Source organism: Mesorhizobium sp. WSM4850 (assembly GCF_055811735.1).
Window position 1 is genome coordinate 1 of sequence record NZ_JBVVPV010000009.1, and the last position, 16490, is coordinate 16490.

Consider the following 16490-nt stretch of genomic DNA (forward strand, 5'->3'; position numbering starts at 1 on the left):
GGATTTTTCCAATGTTTTCCCCGGTGTGGGAATTCCCACAGCCGAGCCTGGTTCGACTGTCATATCCTTGTTGCAACGTCAGGCCCGCCGGCTCGTGCGCAAGCCGGCGAAAGGAAAGGGAACAGTCATGAAATTCTTGGCTCCCGTCACAAAACTTGCTGCGGGGTTTCGCAAATTCGTCGCGCCGCGCTACCGCCCGGAGCTTTATTACATGCGTGGCCCGGGGCCAGCCACCGCCCGCCGTATGGGCACGCGGCGGCAAAACCAATCCATCGACCACTACGCCTAACTTGCCTCGCGGACGGCTGACGCTCTCGCCCGGAGTGCCGTTCGCGCCGTTCCGTACCGGTCAATTCAGATCAATGAAGGTACGATCTGATCATGGTTATAATTCATGCTGCCGCCATTGGTCCATTTCGCAGGTGGTTACGCCTCCGCGCCGAGGGAAAAGCTCTCTTGTCGGCAACGGACCAGTTGAGCCGTTTACCCGATGACGTTCTTGGCGACATCGGCATCTCACGTGACGAAATCATTTGCGCCTTGCGAAGCCGCGCCATCCGTCATGCGGAGGCAGGCGCGGCCGGCACGACGATCGAGCGCACCAGGATCGCTTCGGCCTCGATCCCGAAACGGTTGGCCGCCGGCAGTAGCTACGCCTCGGCCGAGATCCCCTTTGGCTGGTCCACGAGCGCGCGATCGAGCCTTACATCGCGGCTTCGACAAGCAGCGGCGCGCGGACGGGACCTTCGAACGGCACTACACCTGCGACCCCAAGGACTGAATGTTGACCGACGGGAACTGGGGAGGATCTCAAAATGATCATGTCAGTTGTTAAGTCCCTCGCGCTCGCTCACGCTGACATGCCAATCAAACAGCTGAAAGACGTCTATTTGGATTGCGAACGGGGAGGCCGCCGTTGGGGACGGAAGACGTGATGTACTGTTCGATGCGCGAGTTCCGACTAGGCGCGCGATAGCAGTTTGCGCATAATCACCGATGCATGGCCTTCTGCACCGTGCAACGCGGCCACTTCGAACCATGTTTGCGGTAAAAGGCCATTGCCCGGTCGTTTCCCTCGAGCACTTCGAGTGCGATGCTCAGGATGCCGGAATGGGCGGCAAAGACAGCGTGCAATATATTAGCGGCTAGCCCGGTGCCGTACTCGCTTTGATCGATGTGGAGCCGGTCAAGCATGACGTCGCCGGCTTCATTCATCTTGGCCATCGCGTAGCCGGCAATCGAGCCGTCTGGCCGTTCTGCCACGAACGACATTTTGTTGGTGTCTGTCAAGTTCCGCCGCAATCCGCTGCCGTGTGATCTTCATCCGAAATCAGGGCCGCGGTCTCGGCACCCATGATTGGCGAGTACGTCCTGCGCCAAGACTCTCCAATGAGCAGCGATACCGACGGCACGTCCTGCTCAGTCATGGCTCTGATTTGCGTCATCGATAACGTCCCCTGCCGGTCAATTATAGCGTTGCCGGACGGGCCGCTCAAATTCGGAGCGGCGGCCTACCGCCGCTTCATCGCATGGGGGTCACGCCGTTCCCTACATCTACCATCAGGCATGGTCCGCAGGTCGACTCCTACCGATGAGCTAACGTCCGCTCTGGAGAAGCACCGCGAATGTCTGAACATGGCGCAACCAGGACCAATAGCTTCGCGCTGCCGATGTCCCCTTTCGAGTAACAGCGAAATTGCTTCGAATGACCAAGATAGGCGCTAAGCCGACCTTCGAACGGCACGATTGAACACGCGTCCTGCTACCGTCATCTCTAAGCGCTTACCGGGTCGCCCGGCGCCGTCCCTCCACGGCGTCAAGCCGCTCCTGCAGGTGCCCATTGAGCACGATCATCTCCTTGAGTGCCTTCACCGCGTCGCCCTTGTGCTGGGCGATGAACTTTTGGGCGATCGCCTGAAGGGCGGCCTCCTGGCGTCTGTCCAGCGTCACGATGTGGTCCATGGCGATGCCTCCGACAGTTTCTGTTTAAATTGAACAAAACGGGAACAAAAATGTTAAGTGTGAATTGACTTGGCGAGGAATACATTCCTATTTGTCGGTGGTGGGGCGGTTGCTCACAAAGTGGGGAGAGCCGCGATGGGCAGACGAAAAAGCCGGTTTGACAGGCTGTCGGCGAGGCATGCCGAGGCGATCATCAGCGACGCTCTCAGCCTGCGCAGGACGGTGCTTTCGTCGCAACTGCATCTGAAGGCGCATGGCGAGCTGTTTTGGCAGCTTTGCGGGCTTGTCGAAAAATTGCATGAGGTGATGGCCAGCGTAGCGGAGAAGGAGCCCGATTTCCAGATGCCGGATCTTGGCCTGCTTCCGCTTCCCGAGGGCTATTTGACTCGGAAATGAGGCCATGGCCGGGCCGATGGACAGCGTTGGACGTGCCGCGAAGGCCAACATGCTGCTGATCGTCGAGTGCGGCCACTGCTACCATGTCGGGCGTTTTCGGGCCAACGACGTGGCCAAGGTGGTGGGCTGGAACAAGCCGCTGGAGACCATCCGATTCAGATGCAAGCGGTGCAACCGAACGGACACGACGGTGAAGACCCAGTTCGTCGACCAGGACCATCCGCCGAAGGGCTACATCTGGGTGCTGCAACAATTCAAGCTTTAGAACAGCGAACCCTATACCGGCGCCTGTGGGGCCTGCGGCGGAAATTTTATCTGTGTCGCCGGCTTGTCGACGATCACCAGCGCGTCGTCGGGTGCCGTGCGCTGCAGGTGCCTGGCCTGCGACCACGGTGCGGTCAGCCAGGTCTCGGTTTCCTCCTGCGTGGTTAGGATCACGGGCATCGCCTTCTCGTGGATCGGCGCGATCAGGGCGTTGGGCCTGGTGGTCAGAAAACCGTAGAGCTCGAACTCGCCGGGGCCATCCTTGACCTTGCGCACGCCTTGCCAGGGCGTCCACAGGCCGGCGAAGAAGAACAGCGGCCGCGCCTCGTTCAGCGCGAACCAGTAGTTTTTCTGGATACCGGTATCCGGGTCCTTGTCGCCCGGCGTTGGGCTCGGTTCGGCAAAACTGGTCAGCGGCACCACGCAGCGGTTCTCGACGCCGAGATATTGCTGCCAGTGGCCGTATTGCGGGTTGCGGATGTTGGTGGTGCCGTAGTCGGCCTTGCCCTTCACGCGCTCGACCGGCGTCGGCATGCCCCACAGCAGGTTGGCCAGTTCCCGCTCACCGTCCGGCGCGTTGCGCACTACCGGGCCGGGCTGGTTGGGGTAGATGTCGATGGAGGGCTCGAGATTGCCGAGACTGTCGCGCAAGGCGCGGGTCCACTGGCGGATCGCCTCCTGGCTGGTGGTGATGTTGTAGAGGTTGCACATGTCGAGCCCAGGGATGTTCAGGCATCTTGCGGGAAAGGGCAGGTAATTTCCAGCGCTCTCCGGCCGGCTGCTGACACGCTACCCCAGCCCACAGCGCCACGATCACCGCCGCCATCCCGGCGATCGACCGCGGCAGAAGGATACCGCCGCGCGCAGCACGGCGAACCGCGGGCTCCGCCTACGCAACGCACACCGCTCGCGCGCGTTCTACCCATTAGGAGGAGCATGGCGATGTGACAGCTGGTCTCATGCGCTCACAATTGGAGGCTAACCACCATGTCTAAGTTCAAAGATGCCCTTGACCGCGGCAAGGAAGCTCGCCGTGAGCAAGAGGAGAAGGTCGGCAATGAGAAGGCCGAGGGGGTGGACTTCGGCGCGCAAGCAAGGGCCTGGCTAAACGACGTCGTGGTTGCGTCGCTGGAAACGGCCAGGGCTGACGTAGCAGGCGAGGTGGCCGTCGAGATGGACACCGCGCCACGCCGCCAAGCCAAAGCATCAACACCATCTATTCGGTTCAGAATCTACAGGAAGCGGGGAACGGAAAAGGAGGTGGTCGGAAGAACGTTCACGGTCAACGTTCAGCTGAGTGGACAAGTGTCGGTCTCTTCGCCGGGGATTGTGGCAAGAGAAGTGGGAAACATCGGGGATAGGGCTGACGAGCGGTTCTCTAGCTTGCTGGCGGAACTGATCGAGGACGCAGCGAAGGGCACTTAGCCAGCAAGGTGTCGAGGAGGGGCCGGCGATTTCCAGCGTTGTCTGCGGCTGCTGACACGCCGAGCCTGTCAGTAACAGCTTTCCGGACGCCGCAAACAGCCCTCCGTTAACCTTTCGTTAACCATGGCTGGCTAGCGTTTACCTATCAGTAAGGAATCGCTGTCCGTGACCTTCGCCGCCCCCGTCGAGACCAAATCCATTCGCTTTCGCGCCCGCTCCTTCGTCGCCTTCACGCTCACCCCGGAGACGCCGCTTTCGGAGTGGCTGGAAAGCCTCGACCGCTGGATCGGCAATTCTCCCGGCTATTTTGCCGGCCGCCCGGTGGTGCTCAACCTCAACACGTTGAAGCCCGCGGTCAGCCAGATCGAAGCGCTGGTTGCCGAGCTTGGCCTGCGCGGCATCCGCATCTATGCCATCGAGCTCGAAGGCAACACGGTGCTTGAGCCCAGTCTGCCGCCTTTGCTGATCGGCGCCAAAGAGGCCACAGCCGGGCTGCTCATGCAGGCCGACCAAAAGGCTGCCGGCGGGCCGGAAGAGGCGGGCAGGGCGGAAGAAGGCAGGGCGGAACCGGGCAAGCAGTCAGAAGACAGGCAACCAGAAGACAGGCTGCCGGACGCGCCGGCCACGCTGATGGTCAAGACGCCGATTCGCTCGGGCCAGTCGATCTTCCACGCGCATGGCGATGTCATCGTGCTGGGCTCGGTCGCCTCCGGTTCCGAGATCGTCGCTGCCGGCTCGATCCACGTCTACGGCACGTTGCGCGGGCGGGCGTCGGCCGGTGTGCTCGGCCATTCGGCGGCGCGCATCTTCTGCCGCAAAAACGAGGCCGAACTGCTGTCGGTCGACGGCTGGTATTGCACCGCCGAGGAGATGGAGCCGGCCTTGCGTGGAAAAGCGGTGCAGGCGTTTCTGGAAAAAGACACGCTGCGCATCGCGCCGTTCAGCTAATGCAGTCGCCCGAAAGTATGCAGCAGTTTTAGAATTAAAACAAAGACTTAAGCGCATCGCATGAATCAAACGCTTAACAATACAAACAACAATAAGGAGGCATAGATGGGCAAAGTTGTGGTGGTCACCTCGGGCAAGGGGGGCGTCGGCAAGACGACCTCGACGGCCGCCCTTGGCGCCGCCGTCGCGAGAACCGGCAAGAGGGTGGCGCTGGTCGACTTCGACGTGGGTTTGAGGAATCTCGACCTGATCATGGGCGCCGAGCGGCGGGTGGTGTTCGACCTGGTCAACGTCATCCAGGGAACGGCCAAGCTGTCGCAGGCGCTGATCCGCGACAAGCGGGTCGAGACACTGTTCCTGCTGCCGGCCTCGCAGACGCGCGACAAGGATGCGCTGACCGAGGAGGGCGTCGGCGAGGTGATCGAAAAGCTGAGCTCGGTGTTCGACTACGTCTTCTGCGACAGCCCGGCCGGCATCGAGCGCGGCGCGCAGCTTGCCATGCGCTTTGCCGACGAGGCGGTCATCGTCACCAACCCGGAAGTCAGCTCGGTGCGCGATTCCGATCGCATCATCGGCCTGCTCGACGCCAGGACCGTCAAGGCCGAGCGGGGCGAGCAGATCGCCAAGCATGTGCTGGTGACGCGGTACGATGCGGCGCGCGCGGCGCGCGGCGAAATGCTCTCGATCGACGATGTGCTCGAGATACTGTCGACGCCGCTGCTGGGCATCATTCCCGAGAGCCAGGACGTGCTCAAGGCCTCCAACCTCGGGTCGCCGGTGACACTCAGCGATCCGACCAACTCCGCCGCCCGCGCCTATATCGAGGCGGCCAAACGGCTCGAGGGCGAGGACCTGCCGGTCGTCGTGCCGTTCGAGCGCAAGGGCTTTCTCGATCGGCTTTTTGGAAGGAGGGCAGCATGAGCCTGTTAGACCTCTTCAAGCGGCGCGGCAGCGCGCCGGTGGCGCGCGAGCGGCTGCAGGTGCTGCTCGCCTATGAGCGCCGCAACCGCAGCCAGCCCGATCTCGTCTCGGTGTTGCGCGAGGAGATCATGGCCGTCATCGCCAGGCATGTGCAGATCGACCAGGATTATCTGCAGGTCTCGATGGATCGCGGCGAGACGATGTCGACGCTGGAGATCGACATCCAGATCCCCAACAAGAGCGCTAGGCCGCTGGCCATGTCGGCCTGAGCGTTGCGCCTGTAGTAGTTTTTGACGCCGGCGGGACAGCGCCCCCCCTCTGGCCTACCGGCCATCACCCCAATGCCCGGCAGGACAGAGGGGGGGTACTGTCCCGCCGACATCTTCTTATTTATATCAACCATAGGTTGCATTAAATACTTCCCATCCATTTGCCACTTGCGCAACCAACAAAAGGGTGAAAACCTTGGTCCGGGGTAAATGGGCAAGGGTGGTCGTCGCGGCTGTTAGAAGCTCCGGGGCGGTCTTGAAGAGCGATGAATTTTCCACAGTTCCTGGTGGGGATGACCGCCGCGGCATTCGTCGTGGCGCTCTCGACTTTTTTGGCAACGGGTTCAATCTGGAAGGCGCTCGGCTGGACGGTCCTCACCTTGATCGTTCTGCAGCTTGGATATTTTTTGTCCGTCGTCCGGCTGATCTATAGGGCCGAACGAAAGACACACAGTGACCGCGACCCGCGAGTACTGGACCGTCGAGACTGCATGCGGTTTCGAGATTCAGGTCGGCCACCACAAATATAAACATGCCTAGACCATGATGTTCATCAGATAGACAGTATGGTCTAAACCGCTTGAAAGCGGACATGTTCGGTTCTGGGAATGTGCCTTGGACGTTCCGTTACTTTAGTCAACCAGTATATATCTCCGGGTGCATATGCCCGATACTGCGCAGCGCGTCATCCGCTCCAGCTCCGTCGCTCCGATCATTCCGCCGCCAGCTTGTCCTGCGTCCTGGTGTCGAAGTCGCTGGCGTCGTGGCGCTCGTGCAGTTGCATCGCCGGCTCGCCGAAGGCGCGGTTGACCATGCGGCCGCGCTGCACCGCCGGCCGCGCGTCGATCGCGTCGGCCCAGCGCTGCACGTGCTTGTATTCCTGCACCGACAGGAACGCGCCGGCGTCGTTGTACATGCGGCCCTTGGCCAGCCCGCCATACCAGGGCCACACGGCGATGTCGGCAATCGTGTAGGCGTCGCCGCCGAGATATTCGCTTTCAGCCAGCCGCCGGTCGAGCACGTCCATCTGGCGCTTCACCTCCATGGCGAAGCGGTCGATGGCATATTCGAACTTTTCCGGTGCATAGGCGTAGAAATGGCCGAAGCCGCCGCCGAGATAGGGCGCCGAGCCCATTTGCCAAAACAGCCACGACAGGGTTTCTGCGCGCGCCGGCTGCTCGATCGGCAGGAACTCGCCGAACTTCTCGGCCAGATGCAGCAGGATCGAGCCGGATTCGAAGACGCGGATCGGCTTTGGCCCGCTGCGGTCCATCAGCGCCGGGATCTTGGAGTTGGGATTGACCTCGACGAAGCCGCTGCCGAACTGGTCGCCGTCGTTGATCCTGATCAGCCAGGCGTCATATTCGGCGCCTTTGTGGCCGCGCGCCAACAACTCCTCCAGCATGATCGTCACCTTCACGCCGTTTGGTGTCGCCTGCGAGTAAAGCTGCAGCGGATGCTTGCCGACCGGCAACTGCTTGTCATGCGTCGGGCCGGCGATCGGCCGGTTGATGCTGGCGAAGGCGCCGCCATTCTCCTTGTTCCAGGTCCATACTTTCGGCGGTGTGTATTGGTTCATTTCGGAGGCCTTTGATGTGAGCGGAGAGGGTCTTGGGGAGGATCAGCTTGCATAGATACAGGTAGTGCGGGCTCACGGAAGTTCAACTTGTGTTGAACTATTGTCGATATCGGCAGCGCAAGCCTGCGCGATTGCATCCGGCCCTTGCGCCTCGTCACATGCGCCATAGCTATAGAAGATGCCGGCCCTCTGAACGGTCGTCGTGAATATGGCCAGGATTGAGAGCATGACCATCGATACGATTTTGCGGTCCATCGTGACGGTGCGGGCTTCGATCCCGGATGATGCCTTCACCGCGAATGCGCTAGGCACCAGCCGGGAAGGCAGCGGCGTGGTCATTCGCGACAACGGCCTGGTGCTCACCATCGGCTATCTGATCACCGAGGCGGAAGAAGTCTGGCTGACCGACCACAGCGGGCGCGTGATTCCCGCGCACGCGCTCGCCTACGACCAGGAAACGGGCTTCGGCCTGGTGCAGGCGCTGGCCCCGCTCTCCCTGCCCGCAGTGGCTTTCGGCGACGCGGCCAGGGCGATGGCCGGCGACCCGGTGGTGCTCGCCGACGGCATCGGCCAGGCGGTAAGCGCGTACATCGTCACCAAGCAGGAATTCGCCGGCTATTGGGAATATCTGCTGGACGAGGCGATCTTCACCGCGCCGGCTCATCCGTCATGGGGAGGTGCGGCCCTCATCGGGCAGGACGGCAGGCTGCTCGGCATCGGTTCGCTGCGCCTGCAGATGAGCCGCGCCGGCGAGATCGCCGATATCAACATGGTGGTGCCGATCGACCTGCTGCCGCCCATCCTCGACGATCTGCTGACACGCGGCCAGGTTGCCAAGCCACCGCGCCCATGGCTCGGCGCCTTCTCCGCCGAAAGCAATGGCGAGGTCGTGGTGATGAGCGTCGCCGAAGGCAGCCCGGCCGCCGAAGCCGGCCTGCGCCAGGGCGACATCATCTCGGATGTGCGCGACGGCGAAGTCGACGGGCTCGCCGATTTCTACCGCAAGTTGTGGCAGAACCAGGCGGGGGCGGAGATCCCGTTGCGGGTTGTGCGCGACGGCCGCGAAACCTGGCTGCGCGTCAAGTCGGCCGACCGCAACAGCTTTCTCAAGAAACCGCAGCTGCAGTGAAGCTCCTTTCCTTCCCCCCTTGTGGGCCTTGTGGGAGAAGGTGGATCGGCGCGCAGCGCCGAGCCGGAAGGCCGCAGGTTATTACATCACGATTTGAAGGACCGCCATGGGCGCCGGCCTTGCAACAAGGCCACTGTTGCTCCATTCGATCGGAGCCAAGCAGCGACAAAGGAGAACCGATGACGACCACAGAAAGGCAGACCCGCTGATGGCGCCAGTCGAGGTCGACCCCGCCAAGGTCCGCGAATTCAGCGATGCCGAGAGCTTCTACACCTGGCTCGGCAAGCATCACGACACCGAGACAGAAATCTGGATCAAGATCCACAAGGTCGGTTCGGGACTGCCTTCGATCACGCCCAAGGAGGCCATCGACGTCGTGCTGTGCTGGGGCTGGATCGATGCCGTGCGCAAGGGGCTCGACGACAAGAGCTATTTGCAGCGCTACACACCGCGCGGCAGGAAGAGCATCTGGAGCCAGATCAACGTCGACAACGTCGCCCGGCTGATCGAGGCGGGCCGGATGACCGAGCATGGGCTCAAACAGGTCGAGGCGGCGAAGGCCGACGGGCGCTGGGCGCGCGCCTATGCAAGCGGCAAGGACATGAAAATCCCCGCGGATCTGCGGGCCGCAATAGACGCCGAGCCCGAGGCAAAGGCGATGCTGGCAAGGCTCAGCGCGCAGAACCGCTTCGCGCTCGCCTTCCGCATCCACAACATGAAGACCGAGGCTGGCCGCGAGAAGAAGATCGCCGCCTTCGTCGAGATGCTGAAGCGCGGTGAGGCGATCTACCCGCAAGGGAAGAAGTGAGGCTGGCGCCGTCGCGGCTGTGGCTGCCATTGCGGCAAAGTTCCCGCCTCGTGGGTGTCAGGGTGAGAGAAATTGGCCGTCCACCCCAGCCGCTGCGCAGTAACGGATTCTTCTTTGCTTTTGCCTCATAATAGCGGCGACGAGGCAGGCGAAGTCCAGAGCATGGCCGAAAAGAAAAATCGCGACGGAGAGTTCTGGGAGCTGGCGCTCGAACGCGCGCATCTTGGCGTCTGGGATTGGGATCTCAGGAGCGGCGACTGTTTCTACTCGGCGATGTGGTTGCAGATGCTCGGCTATGGCGAGGGTGAGCTTGCCGAGACAAGCGATCTCTGGCTGCAGCTGACGCATCCCGACGATCGCGAGCGGGCGTTGGCCAGCGGCGAACGCCACATTGCCGGCCTGACCGATTCGATCGAGACCGAGCTCAGGCTGAAGCACAAATCCGGTCACTGGGTATGGGTTCTCGATCGCGGCGGAGTGGTCGAACGCGACGCCGAAGGCCGGCCGGTCAGACTGATGGGCGTCCAGACCGACATCACCAAGCAGAAGCAGGCGGAAGCAGAGCTTGAACAGGTCAACGTCCGCTTTCGCCTGGCATTGGCGGCCAGCGGCACCGGCATCTGGCACCACGATCTCGCCACACGCAAAAGCTACTGGGACAAGCGGACGCGGGACATCTACGGGCTTGTCGCCGACACCGACGAAGTGTCGCAAGACCTCTGGCACAGCTATCTGCATCCGGACGACCGGGCCGACGCCGAGCGGGCCCATTTGGCGCCGCTGCAAACGCAAAAGGTCGTCGCCGTGCAATACCGCATCATCAAGCGGGACGGCGAAATCCGACATCTCGAATCGCTGATACGGTTCGCCGACGCCCAGTCGTCGGGCCAGATCCTGGGCACGGTGCGCGACATCACCGAGGCGAAGCAACGCGAGCAGGAACTTGCCCATGCGGCCCGCCATGACGCGCTGACCGGCCTTTTGAACCGCGCCGCTTTCGACCGGCTGCTGGCCAAGCACATCGCAACGGCGCGCCGGCTCGCGGTGTTCTACGTGGATCTCGACTACTTCAAGGCACTGAACGACTTCGCCGGCCACGCCGCCGGCGACCTTGCCCTGAAGAGCGTCGCCGAGCGCATTCTGGGCTGTCTGCCGCCGTCGGTGCACGCCGCGCGCCTCGGCGGCGACGAGTTCGCGCTGCTGGTGCCTGATTGCGACGCAGCGCAAGCCGAGCGTCTCGCCGGCGCCGTTCTCGCGGCGGTTCGCGATGCCGATCTCGGCTTGACGGCGACGTCGCGCAAGCTCGCGGCCAGCATCGGCATCGCCTTTGTCGCCGATGCGAATACCGCAGTGGCCGACGCGCTCGCCTGCGCCGACGACGCCTGCTATGCGGCCAAGGCTGCCGGGCGCAATCGCTTCGCGGTGTTCTCGCCCGAGACGACGTCCGGTTCCAGCGGGCTCAATGCGGCGCGGCTGGCGGCCGACACCGTCGACGCCATGGCGGACGGAAGGCTGAAACTGTTCGGCCAGGAAATCCACCAGCTCGGAAAACCCTGGCAAGAAAGCCGCCATGTCGAGGTCCTGGCGCGGCTCGCCGGCCGCAACGGGCGGCTGATCCCGCCGGGCGAGTTCATCCCGGCGGCGGAGCGGTTCGGCGTCGCCTCGCGGCTCGACCGCTGGATCATCAGGACGGCGCTGTCGCTTCATGGTCCGGCGCTGAAGTCAGGGGCGCTCACGCTCGGCTTCAACCTGTCGGCGCAGACGCTCAGCGACCCGCAGCTTTGGGATTTCGTCGACGCCATCATCGCCGAGACCGGGGCGCCGCATTCCGGCATCGGCTTCGAGATCACCGAAACCGCCGCGGTCACCAATTTCGCAGCTGCCGAGCAGTTCGTCGGCAAGGCGCGCGAGCGGCGCTGCCGCGTCAGCCTCGACGATTTCGGGGCGGGCATGAGCTCGTTCGAATATCTCCGGCGCTTTCCCGTCGACACGATCAAGATCGACGGCTCGTTCATCGAGCATATTGCCGATAGCCGCTTCGACCGCGAGATCGTCTCGGCGATATCCGGCATCGCCAGGAGCCTCGGCTGCTCCGTGGTGGCGGAGAAGATCGAAGCGCAGGATGCGCTCGACATCCTCGCGGATATGGGCATTGCCTTCGGCCAGGGATTTCTGCTGCACCGGCCGGAACCGCTGCAGGCGATCGTGGCGCGGGCGTGCGCGGCCCGGGCGAGCGCGACACAAGCGAGCGTGGCACGGGCGAGCAAGACACGGGCGAGCGCGCCGGCACCAGCCGGACGGCGAGCCTAGCCCGGATCTCTCCGGGCTAACCGGGCGAAAAGTCCGCGAAACCGGTCCGGCGCCGTGATGCGCGACTGGTCAGGACTTTCCCGGCGGGCGATAGCGGACCGACTTCGCCTTGCCAAGCGCTTGCATCGTCTCTTCGACGCTCAGGAGAACGGTGGTCTCGTACGAACTGAGCGCTCCTCCCGCACCAATGGCAAGCATGACCGATGCCATCGAAACGTTGTCGGGCGCTTCCCACAGGTTCCAGCCATCGTGCTCTCCGAAGCCGTACCAGAACCCGTGCAGCTTTCCGCCTACCGATTCGATGTAGGTGCGGGCTGCCTCGCGTCTATCCTCGGGGTTTTCGATCAGGCGCGCCCAGGTCTCGGGCGTATAGCTGAATCGTGAGAGATACATGGGCATGGTTCGCCTCCAGGGCCGCCGATCCCCCAGCGGCTCGGCGTCGAGGGGATCGAGGGAGGGGCTGGCGCCGAGCCTGACCGGCTTGGTTGGTTCACCGGCTGACAAAATATGCGCTCAGGCTAATATAATCGCAACACCTATCCTGCAGGCCGCCGCCGATGCGGGTCAGGCGTTGCGGCTCGCCATATGCGCGTCGAGCTTCTTTCTCGAAGGCCCGTACCGCTTGATGATGGTCGCGGCCTCGCTCGGCGGTATACCATATTTTTTCGCAAACGCCGCTACGTCGTAAGGCTTCTCGCCGGCGGCCGGTTTGCGGTCCTGCTTGCTCCTGGATTTGTCGTCGGCCATGTCGTCCTCCATCATATCTGGTGGTTATAGGGTTCCTTGGTCGGCCCGACCATCCATGCCAGTTTGGAAAGGGGAGGCACGCCGGTCTGACCGGTTGCCCGGCGGGGCGATGCTGGTTCCCGCTCATGGGCTCGAACCACGATTCACGCCTTCAAAGGGCGCTGTCCTACCATTAGACGAAGCGGGAATAGAGGAAGTGACGCTATCTAGCACTTTCTCATCCGCGCATGAAGCTGCTTCATGTCATCATCGGCTCGAGCATGAGACACGCCCTTTCGGCGGGGCCTTGCAGGGACGGGAGCAATCGCCGTGACTAGAACCGACCTCTCCGACATCTACCGAGACTACATTGCCTGCCTGAACAAGCAGGACTGGCCGAAGCTGGGGCAGTTCGTTGATGATGAAGTGGTCCACAACGGTCGGCGGCTCGGTCTATCAGATTATCGCAAAATGCTGGAGAGAGACTTTGCTGAAATTCCGGACCTTTATTTCAACGTCCAGATGCTGATTTCCGATCCGCCCTACATAGCGAGCCGGCTCGGGTTCGACTGCGCGCCGAAAGAAAGCTTCCTCGGCCTCCCTGTAAATGGGAGGAGAGTTTCCTTTGCCGAGAATGTTATCTATGAATTTGGGGACAAAAAGATTGTAGAAGTATGGTCTGTCATAGACAAGGCTGCCATCGAAGCTCAGCTTTAGCGCAGGAATGCTCGGCCGTCGTTCCACGTTCCGATATGAACCACGATATGAACAATGGCAACTGCCTGTCTACCGCCTGTCAAGGACCCGGCCTTGACGCCTGAACACGCTGCCCCAGATTACGCGGCGGAGTTTTCAGATATGCGATACGACTGGCAGGGGCGCAAATTCCTGGAACGGCATTTCGGCATTGTTATCGCAATTGGCCTGGCTGCAGGGCTGTCGGCCCTGGCAGCGCTGGGCTACACGCCTTAAGTCGCGGATACCGCGCCCAAACCCCTAAGGTAAGCGAAAAATAGCGGTGCGACGCGACCAGACCGGGGCAAGACCGTTGCCGGCCCGCTATGCTATCGATTCTGCTGGGCATGCCCCACGGCATTGGCGAAAGAAATGTCATCCTTGATCTCGCGCATCGCCATCGAGGTGATCGTGCGGCGCACGCCCGGCAGGCGGCTGAGCTCGACGCGCAGCATCCTGTCCAGCGCCATCATGTCGACGGCCACGATCTGCAGGAGATAGTCGGCCTCGCCTGTCGTGGCGTGGCAGCGCCGGATCAGCGGATGCGCCTGGACGGCGGCCTCGAAGGCTTCGGAGAGTTCGAAATCGATCGACACCTGGATGAAAGCTTCGATGCCGAAGCCGAGCTTGGCCGGGTCGACCCGCGTCGAGTAGCCGCGGATGATGCCGGCGTCCTCCAGCGCCTTGACCCGCTTCCAGCACGGCGTCTTGCTTAAGCCGACCTCGTCGGCGAGCACTGCGAAGGAGGTGCGCGCATCGCGTTCCAGCGCCGCGACGATCTTCCGGTCGACCGCATCCAGCATCACACGTTCTCCAAACCTTCGCGATGCACGAACATTCGTCCTCCATTTTCTGGCATTTGGATAACACAAAGGAACAATGTTCAAGTGAAAAGCGACTAAACTGCGGGCTCGGACCGAACAGGGAGCCCTATGGGCCGGGCAAAGGAGCAGCTGCCATGCACAAGCCGGATTATTACGCCCGTATCGAAGCGCCCGAGATGCGCGACTATGGGGTCTACCTCAGCTGCGACAAGCTACTCGCCTGCCAGAAGCCGCTGGCCGAGATGGTCAATGCCGACGAGCTGCAGTTCCAGATCGTCCACCAGGTCGAGGAGCTGTGGATGAAGCTCATCGCCTACACGCTGGTCGATGTCGTCGACTTCCTCGAGCAGCAGAACACCCATCGCATCGTCACGCTGATGGGGCGGGTGCATCGGCTGATGCGCCTGATGACGGCGCAGCTCGACCTGCTCGAAACCATGTCGCCCAAGGAATACCAGGAGATTCGGCTGCAGCTCGGCAACGGCAGCGGCCAGGAATCGCCGGGCTTCAGGCTCTTGCTGCGCATGCCGCCGGACCTGTGGCGGGCGTTCAAGGCGTCCTATCTCGATGGTCGCGGGCTCTCGGTCGAGGATGTCTACGATGTCAGCTATGATCACGGCGACAGCTATGTCGTCGCCGAGGCGCTGATCGAATTCGACGAGCTGTTCCAGAAATTCCGCGCCAATCATCTTTATCTCATCCACCGCTCGATCGGGCTCGGCTCGAAATCGCTCAAGGGCCGGCCGGTCGAACTGCTGCAGGCCGGCGCCCTGCATCGCTTCTTCCCGGAGCTGTGGGACATACGCTGCGACATGACCGACCGCTGGAGCGGCCAGTATGGGACTGTGCGGGCACCGATCAGCCACCACGCGGCCGAGTAGATCCAGGCTTGGGTTCCTCGCCCCGCGCGAAGCGGGGGGAGAGGTGGCCGCGAAGCGGCCGGAGAGGGGCCTTTTCTTTGCAGGCGCTGTCCCCCTCTCCGTCGCGGCTTCGCCGCGCCACCTCTCCCCCACTTCGGTGGGGGAGAGGAACCCAGTCCTGCAGCGGCCTGGCTGCTTGCGCTGTCTCAGCCAGTATTCTCGGGGGATGATGTCGGGTTTGCGGCTGGTGCAACGTCCTTGGGGCGAAATCGGTCGCAACCCTGGAGGACGGCATGTCATCGGAAACCACCCAATCACCGGCTCAACCACCGTGGCAGACCGCGGCAATCCTGACTGGCCGCTTGATCTTCGCAGCCGTCTTCCTCATGGCGGTGACCTTCAAATTCATCGACATGGGCGCCACCGCGGGCTACATCGCCGCCGCCGGATTTCCGTTCCCGCTGTTTCTGGCCTGGTGCGCGGCCGTGCTCGAAGTCGTCCTCGTGCTGTGCTTCCTGACCGGCGCCTTGTTCTCGCAGGCCGCTCTTGTCGCCGGAGCCTATGTGCTGTTCCTCGCCTTTGCCTTCCACGGGCCGTCGCACTGGGCCGGAAACCAGGCCGAGTTCGGCTTTTTCGTCGATCATTTTACTTTCCTGGCCGGGCTGCTGTTTGCCGCCGTGCATGGGCCGGGCCGTGTGCTGACCTGGAAGCCTGCATCGGCCAGCTGATCGTAGCTCGGCTGGCAAGCGGCGGTCCGACCGGACGGGGGCGATCGCGACGTCACATCTGGTCGTTGTAGGGTTCCTTCATCTGGCCGACCATGCGCGCCAGTTTGGAGAAGGACGGCATGTCCGCCTCCGGCTGACACTGGTTCGCCAGTTCCAGCAGCCGGATCGGGAAGTTGACGGCATCGCGGCTCGAGGCCGACATGCCTTCTGAGCGCTCCTCGCTGGTCTCGCTGGCTTCGGCCTTGCGCAAGGCGATGTCTATCTCTTCGACCGTCAGCACGCCCTTGCGGACAAGGACCTGATTGATCGATGCGACGGCCATCAGCAGGCCCTCGAGTTGCAGATTGGCGACATTCATGGCTTTGCTCCCATTGGCAAATTGCAAACGCGCGAGCGCCGGTTCCGATCCGGACAGCTGCAGCATAGCGCGGCGCGCAGCCGAATTTTAGGCCGGCCCGCGAGATTTCGCTTGCTTTGTGACGGCAGCTATGCTAGGAATATAGTCATGGTGCTGATTTGCGCCAACGACCCGCCCACCGAGGCGGGTTTTTTTAATTCAAGCCTTCTCACAAGTTCGTGCCTGTGTTGCCGATATCAAATGTCGGC

23 protein-coding genes and 1 tRNA gene are annotated in these 16490 nt (G+C 62.4%); 14 read left to right on the plus strand and 10 right to left on the minus strand.

All coding sequences use genetic code 11. From position 1 onward, the window contains the following. On the plus strand, positions 1–289 hold a 289-nt coding region (locus AC0L2Z_RS11705; RefSeq protein WP_473628147.1), incomplete at its 5' end, for a hypothetical protein. Positions 290–990: 701 nt separating this feature from the next. On the opposite strand, the gene AC0L2Z_RS11710 is transcribed toward AC0L2Z_RS11705, so the two are convergent. Both AC0L2Z_RS11710 and AC0L2Z_RS11715 read right to left on the minus strand, forming a co-directional pair. Continuing rightward, positions 991–1272 (minus strand): GNAT family N-acetyltransferase, encoded by a 282-nt coding sequence (locus AC0L2Z_RS11710; protein ID WP_473628062.1) that lies wholly within the window; start codon positions 1270–1272, stop codon positions 991–993. A gap of 510 nt (positions 1273–1782) precedes the next feature. After that, a complete protein-coding gene (locus tag AC0L2Z_RS11715) occupies positions 1783–1962 on the minus strand; it encodes a hypothetical protein (RefSeq protein WP_128247673.1) in 180 nt (59 codons plus the stop codon). 135 nt (positions 1963–2097) lie between these two features. Here AC0L2Z_RS11715 and AC0L2Z_RS11720 point away from each other — a divergent pair, with 135 nt between their 5' ends. Together AC0L2Z_RS11720 and AC0L2Z_RS11725 are read left to right on the plus strand one after the other, a co-directional pair. Next, positions 2098–2358: a hypothetical protein gene (locus AC0L2Z_RS11720; protein ID WP_023803861.1), complete on the plus strand. Its 261-nt coding sequence runs from the start codon at positions 2098–2100 to the stop codon at positions 2356–2358. Positions 2359–2362: 4 nt separating this feature from the next. Beyond that, entirely contained in the window at positions 2363–2623 is a 261-nt protein-coding gene (locus AC0L2Z_RS11725) for a hypothetical protein (RefSeq protein WP_473628064.1), read from the plus strand. Positions 2624–2634: 11 nt separating this feature from the next. Here the strand turns inward: AC0L2Z_RS11725 and AC0L2Z_RS11730 are convergent, their stop codons facing one another. Further along, positions 2635–3333, minus strand: a complete 699-nt coding sequence (locus AC0L2Z_RS11730) for an SOS response-associated peptidase (protein WP_473628066.1) — start codon at positions 3331–3333, stop codon at positions 2635–2637. Positions 3334–3609: 276 nt separating this feature from the next. Here AC0L2Z_RS11730 and AC0L2Z_RS11735 point away from each other — a divergent pair, with 276 nt between their 5' ends. The 4 genes from AC0L2Z_RS11735 to minE all read left to right on the plus strand — a co-directional run bounded on the left by AC0L2Z_RS11735 (position 3610) and on the right by minE (position 6185). Then, positions 3610–4047 carry a hypothetical protein gene (locus tag AC0L2Z_RS11735; protein WP_128170524.1) on the plus strand — a complete coding sequence of 146 codons (438 nt, stop codon included), beginning with the start codon at positions 3610–3612 and terminating at the stop codon, positions 4045–4047. A gap of 165 nt (positions 4048–4212) precedes the next feature. Beyond that, on the plus strand, positions 4213–4995 hold the full coding sequence (gene minC / locus AC0L2Z_RS11740; RefSeq protein ID WP_023803857.1) for a septum site-determining protein MinC: 783 nt from the start codon (positions 4213–4215) through the stop codon (positions 4993–4995). A gap of 105 nt (positions 4996–5100) precedes the next feature. Further along, complete coding sequence (gene minD, locus AC0L2Z_RS11745) at positions 5101–5916, plus strand: septum site-determining protein MinD (protein WP_023803856.1); 816 nt, start codon at positions 5101–5103, stop codon at positions 5914–5916. After that, positions 5913–6185 carry a cell division topological specificity factor MinE gene (gene minE, locus AC0L2Z_RS11750; protein WP_023803855.1) on the plus strand — a complete coding sequence of 91 codons (273 nt, stop codon included), beginning with the start codon at positions 5913–5915 and terminating at the stop codon, positions 6183–6185. The genes minD and minE overlap by 4 nt, the downstream gene beginning before the upstream one ends. A 712-nt stretch (positions 6186–6897) precedes the next feature. Here minE and yghU read toward each other — a convergent pair. Continuing rightward, a complete protein-coding gene (gene yghU, locus AC0L2Z_RS11755; RefSeq protein WP_287259922.1) occupies positions 6898–7764 on the minus strand; it encodes a glutathione-dependent disulfide-bond oxidoreductase in 867 nt (288 codons plus the stop codon). 72 nt (positions 7765–7836) lie between these two features. Then, positions 7837–8103, minus strand: a complete 267-nt coding sequence (locus AC0L2Z_RS11760; RefSeq protein ID WP_473628148.1) for a hypothetical protein — start codon at positions 8101–8103, stop codon at positions 7837–7839. Here AC0L2Z_RS11760 and AC0L2Z_RS11765 point away from each other — a divergent pair. From AC0L2Z_RS11765 to AC0L2Z_RS11775, 3 genes are all read left to right on the plus strand, one after another. Further along, a complete protein-coding gene (locus AC0L2Z_RS11765) occupies positions 7991–8893 on the plus strand; it encodes a S1C family serine protease (protein WP_023803851.1) in 903 nt (300 codons plus the stop codon). The two genes, AC0L2Z_RS11760 and AC0L2Z_RS11765, sit on opposite strands and share 113 nt — an antisense overlap. A 208-nt stretch (positions 8894–9101) precedes the next feature. After that, entirely contained in the window at positions 9102–9701 is a 600-nt protein-coding gene (locus tag AC0L2Z_RS11770; RefSeq protein ID WP_473520153.1) for a YdeI/OmpD-associated family protein, read from the plus strand. A 162-nt stretch (positions 9702–9863) separates the two neighbouring features. Further along, positions 9864–12011, plus strand: a complete 2148-nt coding sequence (locus AC0L2Z_RS11775; protein WP_473628067.1) for an EAL domain-containing protein — start codon at positions 9864–9866, stop codon at positions 12009–12011. 69 nt (positions 12012–12080) lie between these two features. Here AC0L2Z_RS11775 and AC0L2Z_RS11780 read toward each other — a convergent pair whose 3' ends face one another. From AC0L2Z_RS11780 to AC0L2Z_RS11790, 3 genes are all read right to left on the minus strand, one after another. After that, positions 12081–12410 carry a GYD domain-containing protein gene (locus tag AC0L2Z_RS11780; protein WP_027155386.1) on the minus strand — a complete coding sequence of 110 codons (330 nt, stop codon included), beginning with the start codon at positions 12408–12410 and terminating at the stop codon, positions 12081–12083. A gap of 165 nt (positions 12411–12575) precedes the next feature. After that, positions 12576–12758, minus strand: a complete 183-nt coding sequence (locus AC0L2Z_RS11785) for a DUF3606 domain-containing protein (RefSeq protein WP_473628069.1) — start codon at positions 12756–12758, stop codon at positions 12576–12578. A 113-nt stretch (positions 12759–12871) separates the two neighbouring features. Beyond that, a tRNA-Gln gene (locus AC0L2Z_RS11790) sits at positions 12872–12945 on the minus strand. A 122-nt stretch (positions 12946–13067) separates the two neighbouring features. On the opposite strand from AC0L2Z_RS11790, the gene AC0L2Z_RS11795 reads away from it, so the two are divergent. Beyond that, positions 13068–13454: an ester cyclase gene (locus AC0L2Z_RS11795; protein ID WP_287176245.1), complete on the plus strand. Its 387-nt coding sequence runs from the start codon at positions 13068–13070 to the stop codon at positions 13452–13454. A 93-nt stretch (positions 13455–13547) separates the two neighbouring features. Next, positions 13548–13709, plus strand: coding sequence for a hypothetical protein (locus AC0L2Z_RS11800; RefSeq protein WP_156941651.1), 162 nt, complete (start codon positions 13548–13550; stop codon positions 13707–13709). Positions 13710–13801: 92 nt separating this feature from the next. Here the strand turns inward: AC0L2Z_RS11800 and AC0L2Z_RS11805 are convergent, their stop codons facing one another. Continuing rightward, the gene (locus AC0L2Z_RS11805) at positions 13802–14275 is read right to left on the minus strand and encodes an Lrp/AsnC family transcriptional regulator (protein WP_473628070.1); all 474 of its coding nucleotides are present in this window, start codon (positions 14273–14275) and stop codon (positions 13802–13804) included. A 155-nt stretch (positions 14276–14430) separates the two neighbouring features. Here AC0L2Z_RS11805 and AC0L2Z_RS11810 point away from each other — a divergent pair, with 155 nt between their 5' ends. Then, a complete protein-coding gene (locus AC0L2Z_RS11810) occupies positions 14431–15177 on the plus strand; it encodes a tryptophan 2,3-dioxygenase family protein (protein WP_128170516.1) in 747 nt (248 codons plus the stop codon). 272 nt (positions 15178–15449) lie between these two features. Further along, complete coding sequence (locus tag AC0L2Z_RS11815; protein ID WP_128174995.1) at positions 15450–15884, plus strand: DoxX family protein; 435 nt, start codon at positions 15450–15452, stop codon at positions 15882–15884. 52 nt (positions 15885–15936) lie between these two features. On the opposite strand, the gene AC0L2Z_RS11820 is transcribed toward AC0L2Z_RS11815, so the two are convergent. Continuing rightward, the gene (locus tag AC0L2Z_RS11820) at positions 15937–16242 is read right to left on the minus strand and encodes a hypothetical protein (protein WP_023803842.1); all 306 of its coding nucleotides are present in this window, start codon (positions 16240–16242) and stop codon (positions 15937–15939) included. Positions 16243–16490 lie beyond the last annotated feature (248 nt).

Coding starts and splice junctions, on each gene's coding strand:
- AC0L2Z_RS11780 (WP_027155386.1), bottom strand. CDS start 12,410: ATGCCCATGTATCTCTCACGATTCAGCTATACGCCCGAGACCTGGGCG.
- AC0L2Z_RS11815 (WP_128174995.1), top strand. CDS start 15,450: ATGTCATCGGAAACCACCCAATCACCGGCTCAACCACCGTGGCAGACC.
- AC0L2Z_RS11760 (WP_473628148.1), bottom strand. CDS start 8,103: ATGACCACGCCGCTGCCTTCCCGGCTGGTGCCTAGCGCATTCGCGGTG.
- AC0L2Z_RS11725 (WP_473628064.1), top strand. CDS start 2,363: ATGGCCGGGCCGATGGACAGCGTTGGACGTGCCGCGAAGGCCAACATG.
- AC0L2Z_RS11715 (WP_128247673.1), bottom strand. CDS start 1,962: ATGGACCACATCGTGACGCTGGACAGACGCCAGGAGGCCGCCCTTCAG.
- AC0L2Z_RS11765 (WP_023803851.1), top strand. CDS start 7,991: ATGACCATCGATACGATTTTGCGGTCCATCGTGACGGTGCGGGCTTCG.
- AC0L2Z_RS11720 (WP_023803861.1), top strand. CDS start 2,098: ATGGGCAGACGAAAAAGCCGGTTTGACAGGCTGTCGGCGAGGCATGCC.
- AC0L2Z_RS11770 (WP_473520153.1), top strand. CDS start 9,102: ATGGCGCCAGTCGAGGTCGACCCCGCCAAGGTCCGCGAATTCAGCGAT.
- AC0L2Z_RS11810 (WP_128170516.1), top strand. CDS start 14,431: ATGCACAAGCCGGATTATTACGCCCGTATCGAAGCGCCCGAGATGCGC.
- AC0L2Z_RS11785 (WP_473628069.1), bottom strand. CDS start 12,758: ATGGCCGACGACAAATCCAGGAGCAAGCAGGACCGCAAACCGGCCGCC.
- minD (WP_023803856.1), top strand. CDS start 5,101: ATGGGCAAAGTTGTGGTGGTCACCTCGGGCAAGGGGGGCGTCGGCAAG.
- yghU (WP_287259922.1), bottom strand. CDS start 7,764: ATGAACCAATACACACCGCCGAAAGTATGGACCTGGAACAAGGAGAAT.
- AC0L2Z_RS11735 (WP_128170524.1), top strand. CDS start 3,610: ATGTCTAAGTTCAAAGATGCCCTTGACCGCGGCAAGGAAGCTCGCCGT.
- AC0L2Z_RS11730 (WP_473628066.1), bottom strand. CDS start 3,333: ATGTGCAACCTCTACAACATCACCACCAGCCAGGAGGCGATCCGCCAG.
- AC0L2Z_RS11710 (WP_473628062.1), bottom strand. CDS start 1,272: ATGTCGTTCGTGGCAGAACGGCCAGACGGCTCGATTGCCGGCTACGCG.
- AC0L2Z_RS11775 (WP_473628067.1), top strand. CDS start 9,864: ATGGCCGAAAAGAAAAATCGCGACGGAGAGTTCTGGGAGCTGGCGCTC.
- AC0L2Z_RS11805 (WP_473628070.1), bottom strand. CDS start 14,275: ATGCTGGATGCGGTCGACCGGAAGATCGTCGCGGCGCTGGAACGCGAT.
- minE (WP_023803855.1), top strand. CDS start 5,913: ATGAGCCTGTTAGACCTCTTCAAGCGGCGCGGCAGCGCGCCGGTGGCG.
- AC0L2Z_RS11820 (WP_023803842.1), bottom strand. CDS start 16,242: ATGAATGTCGCCAATCTGCAACTCGAGGGCCTGCTGATGGCCGTCGCA.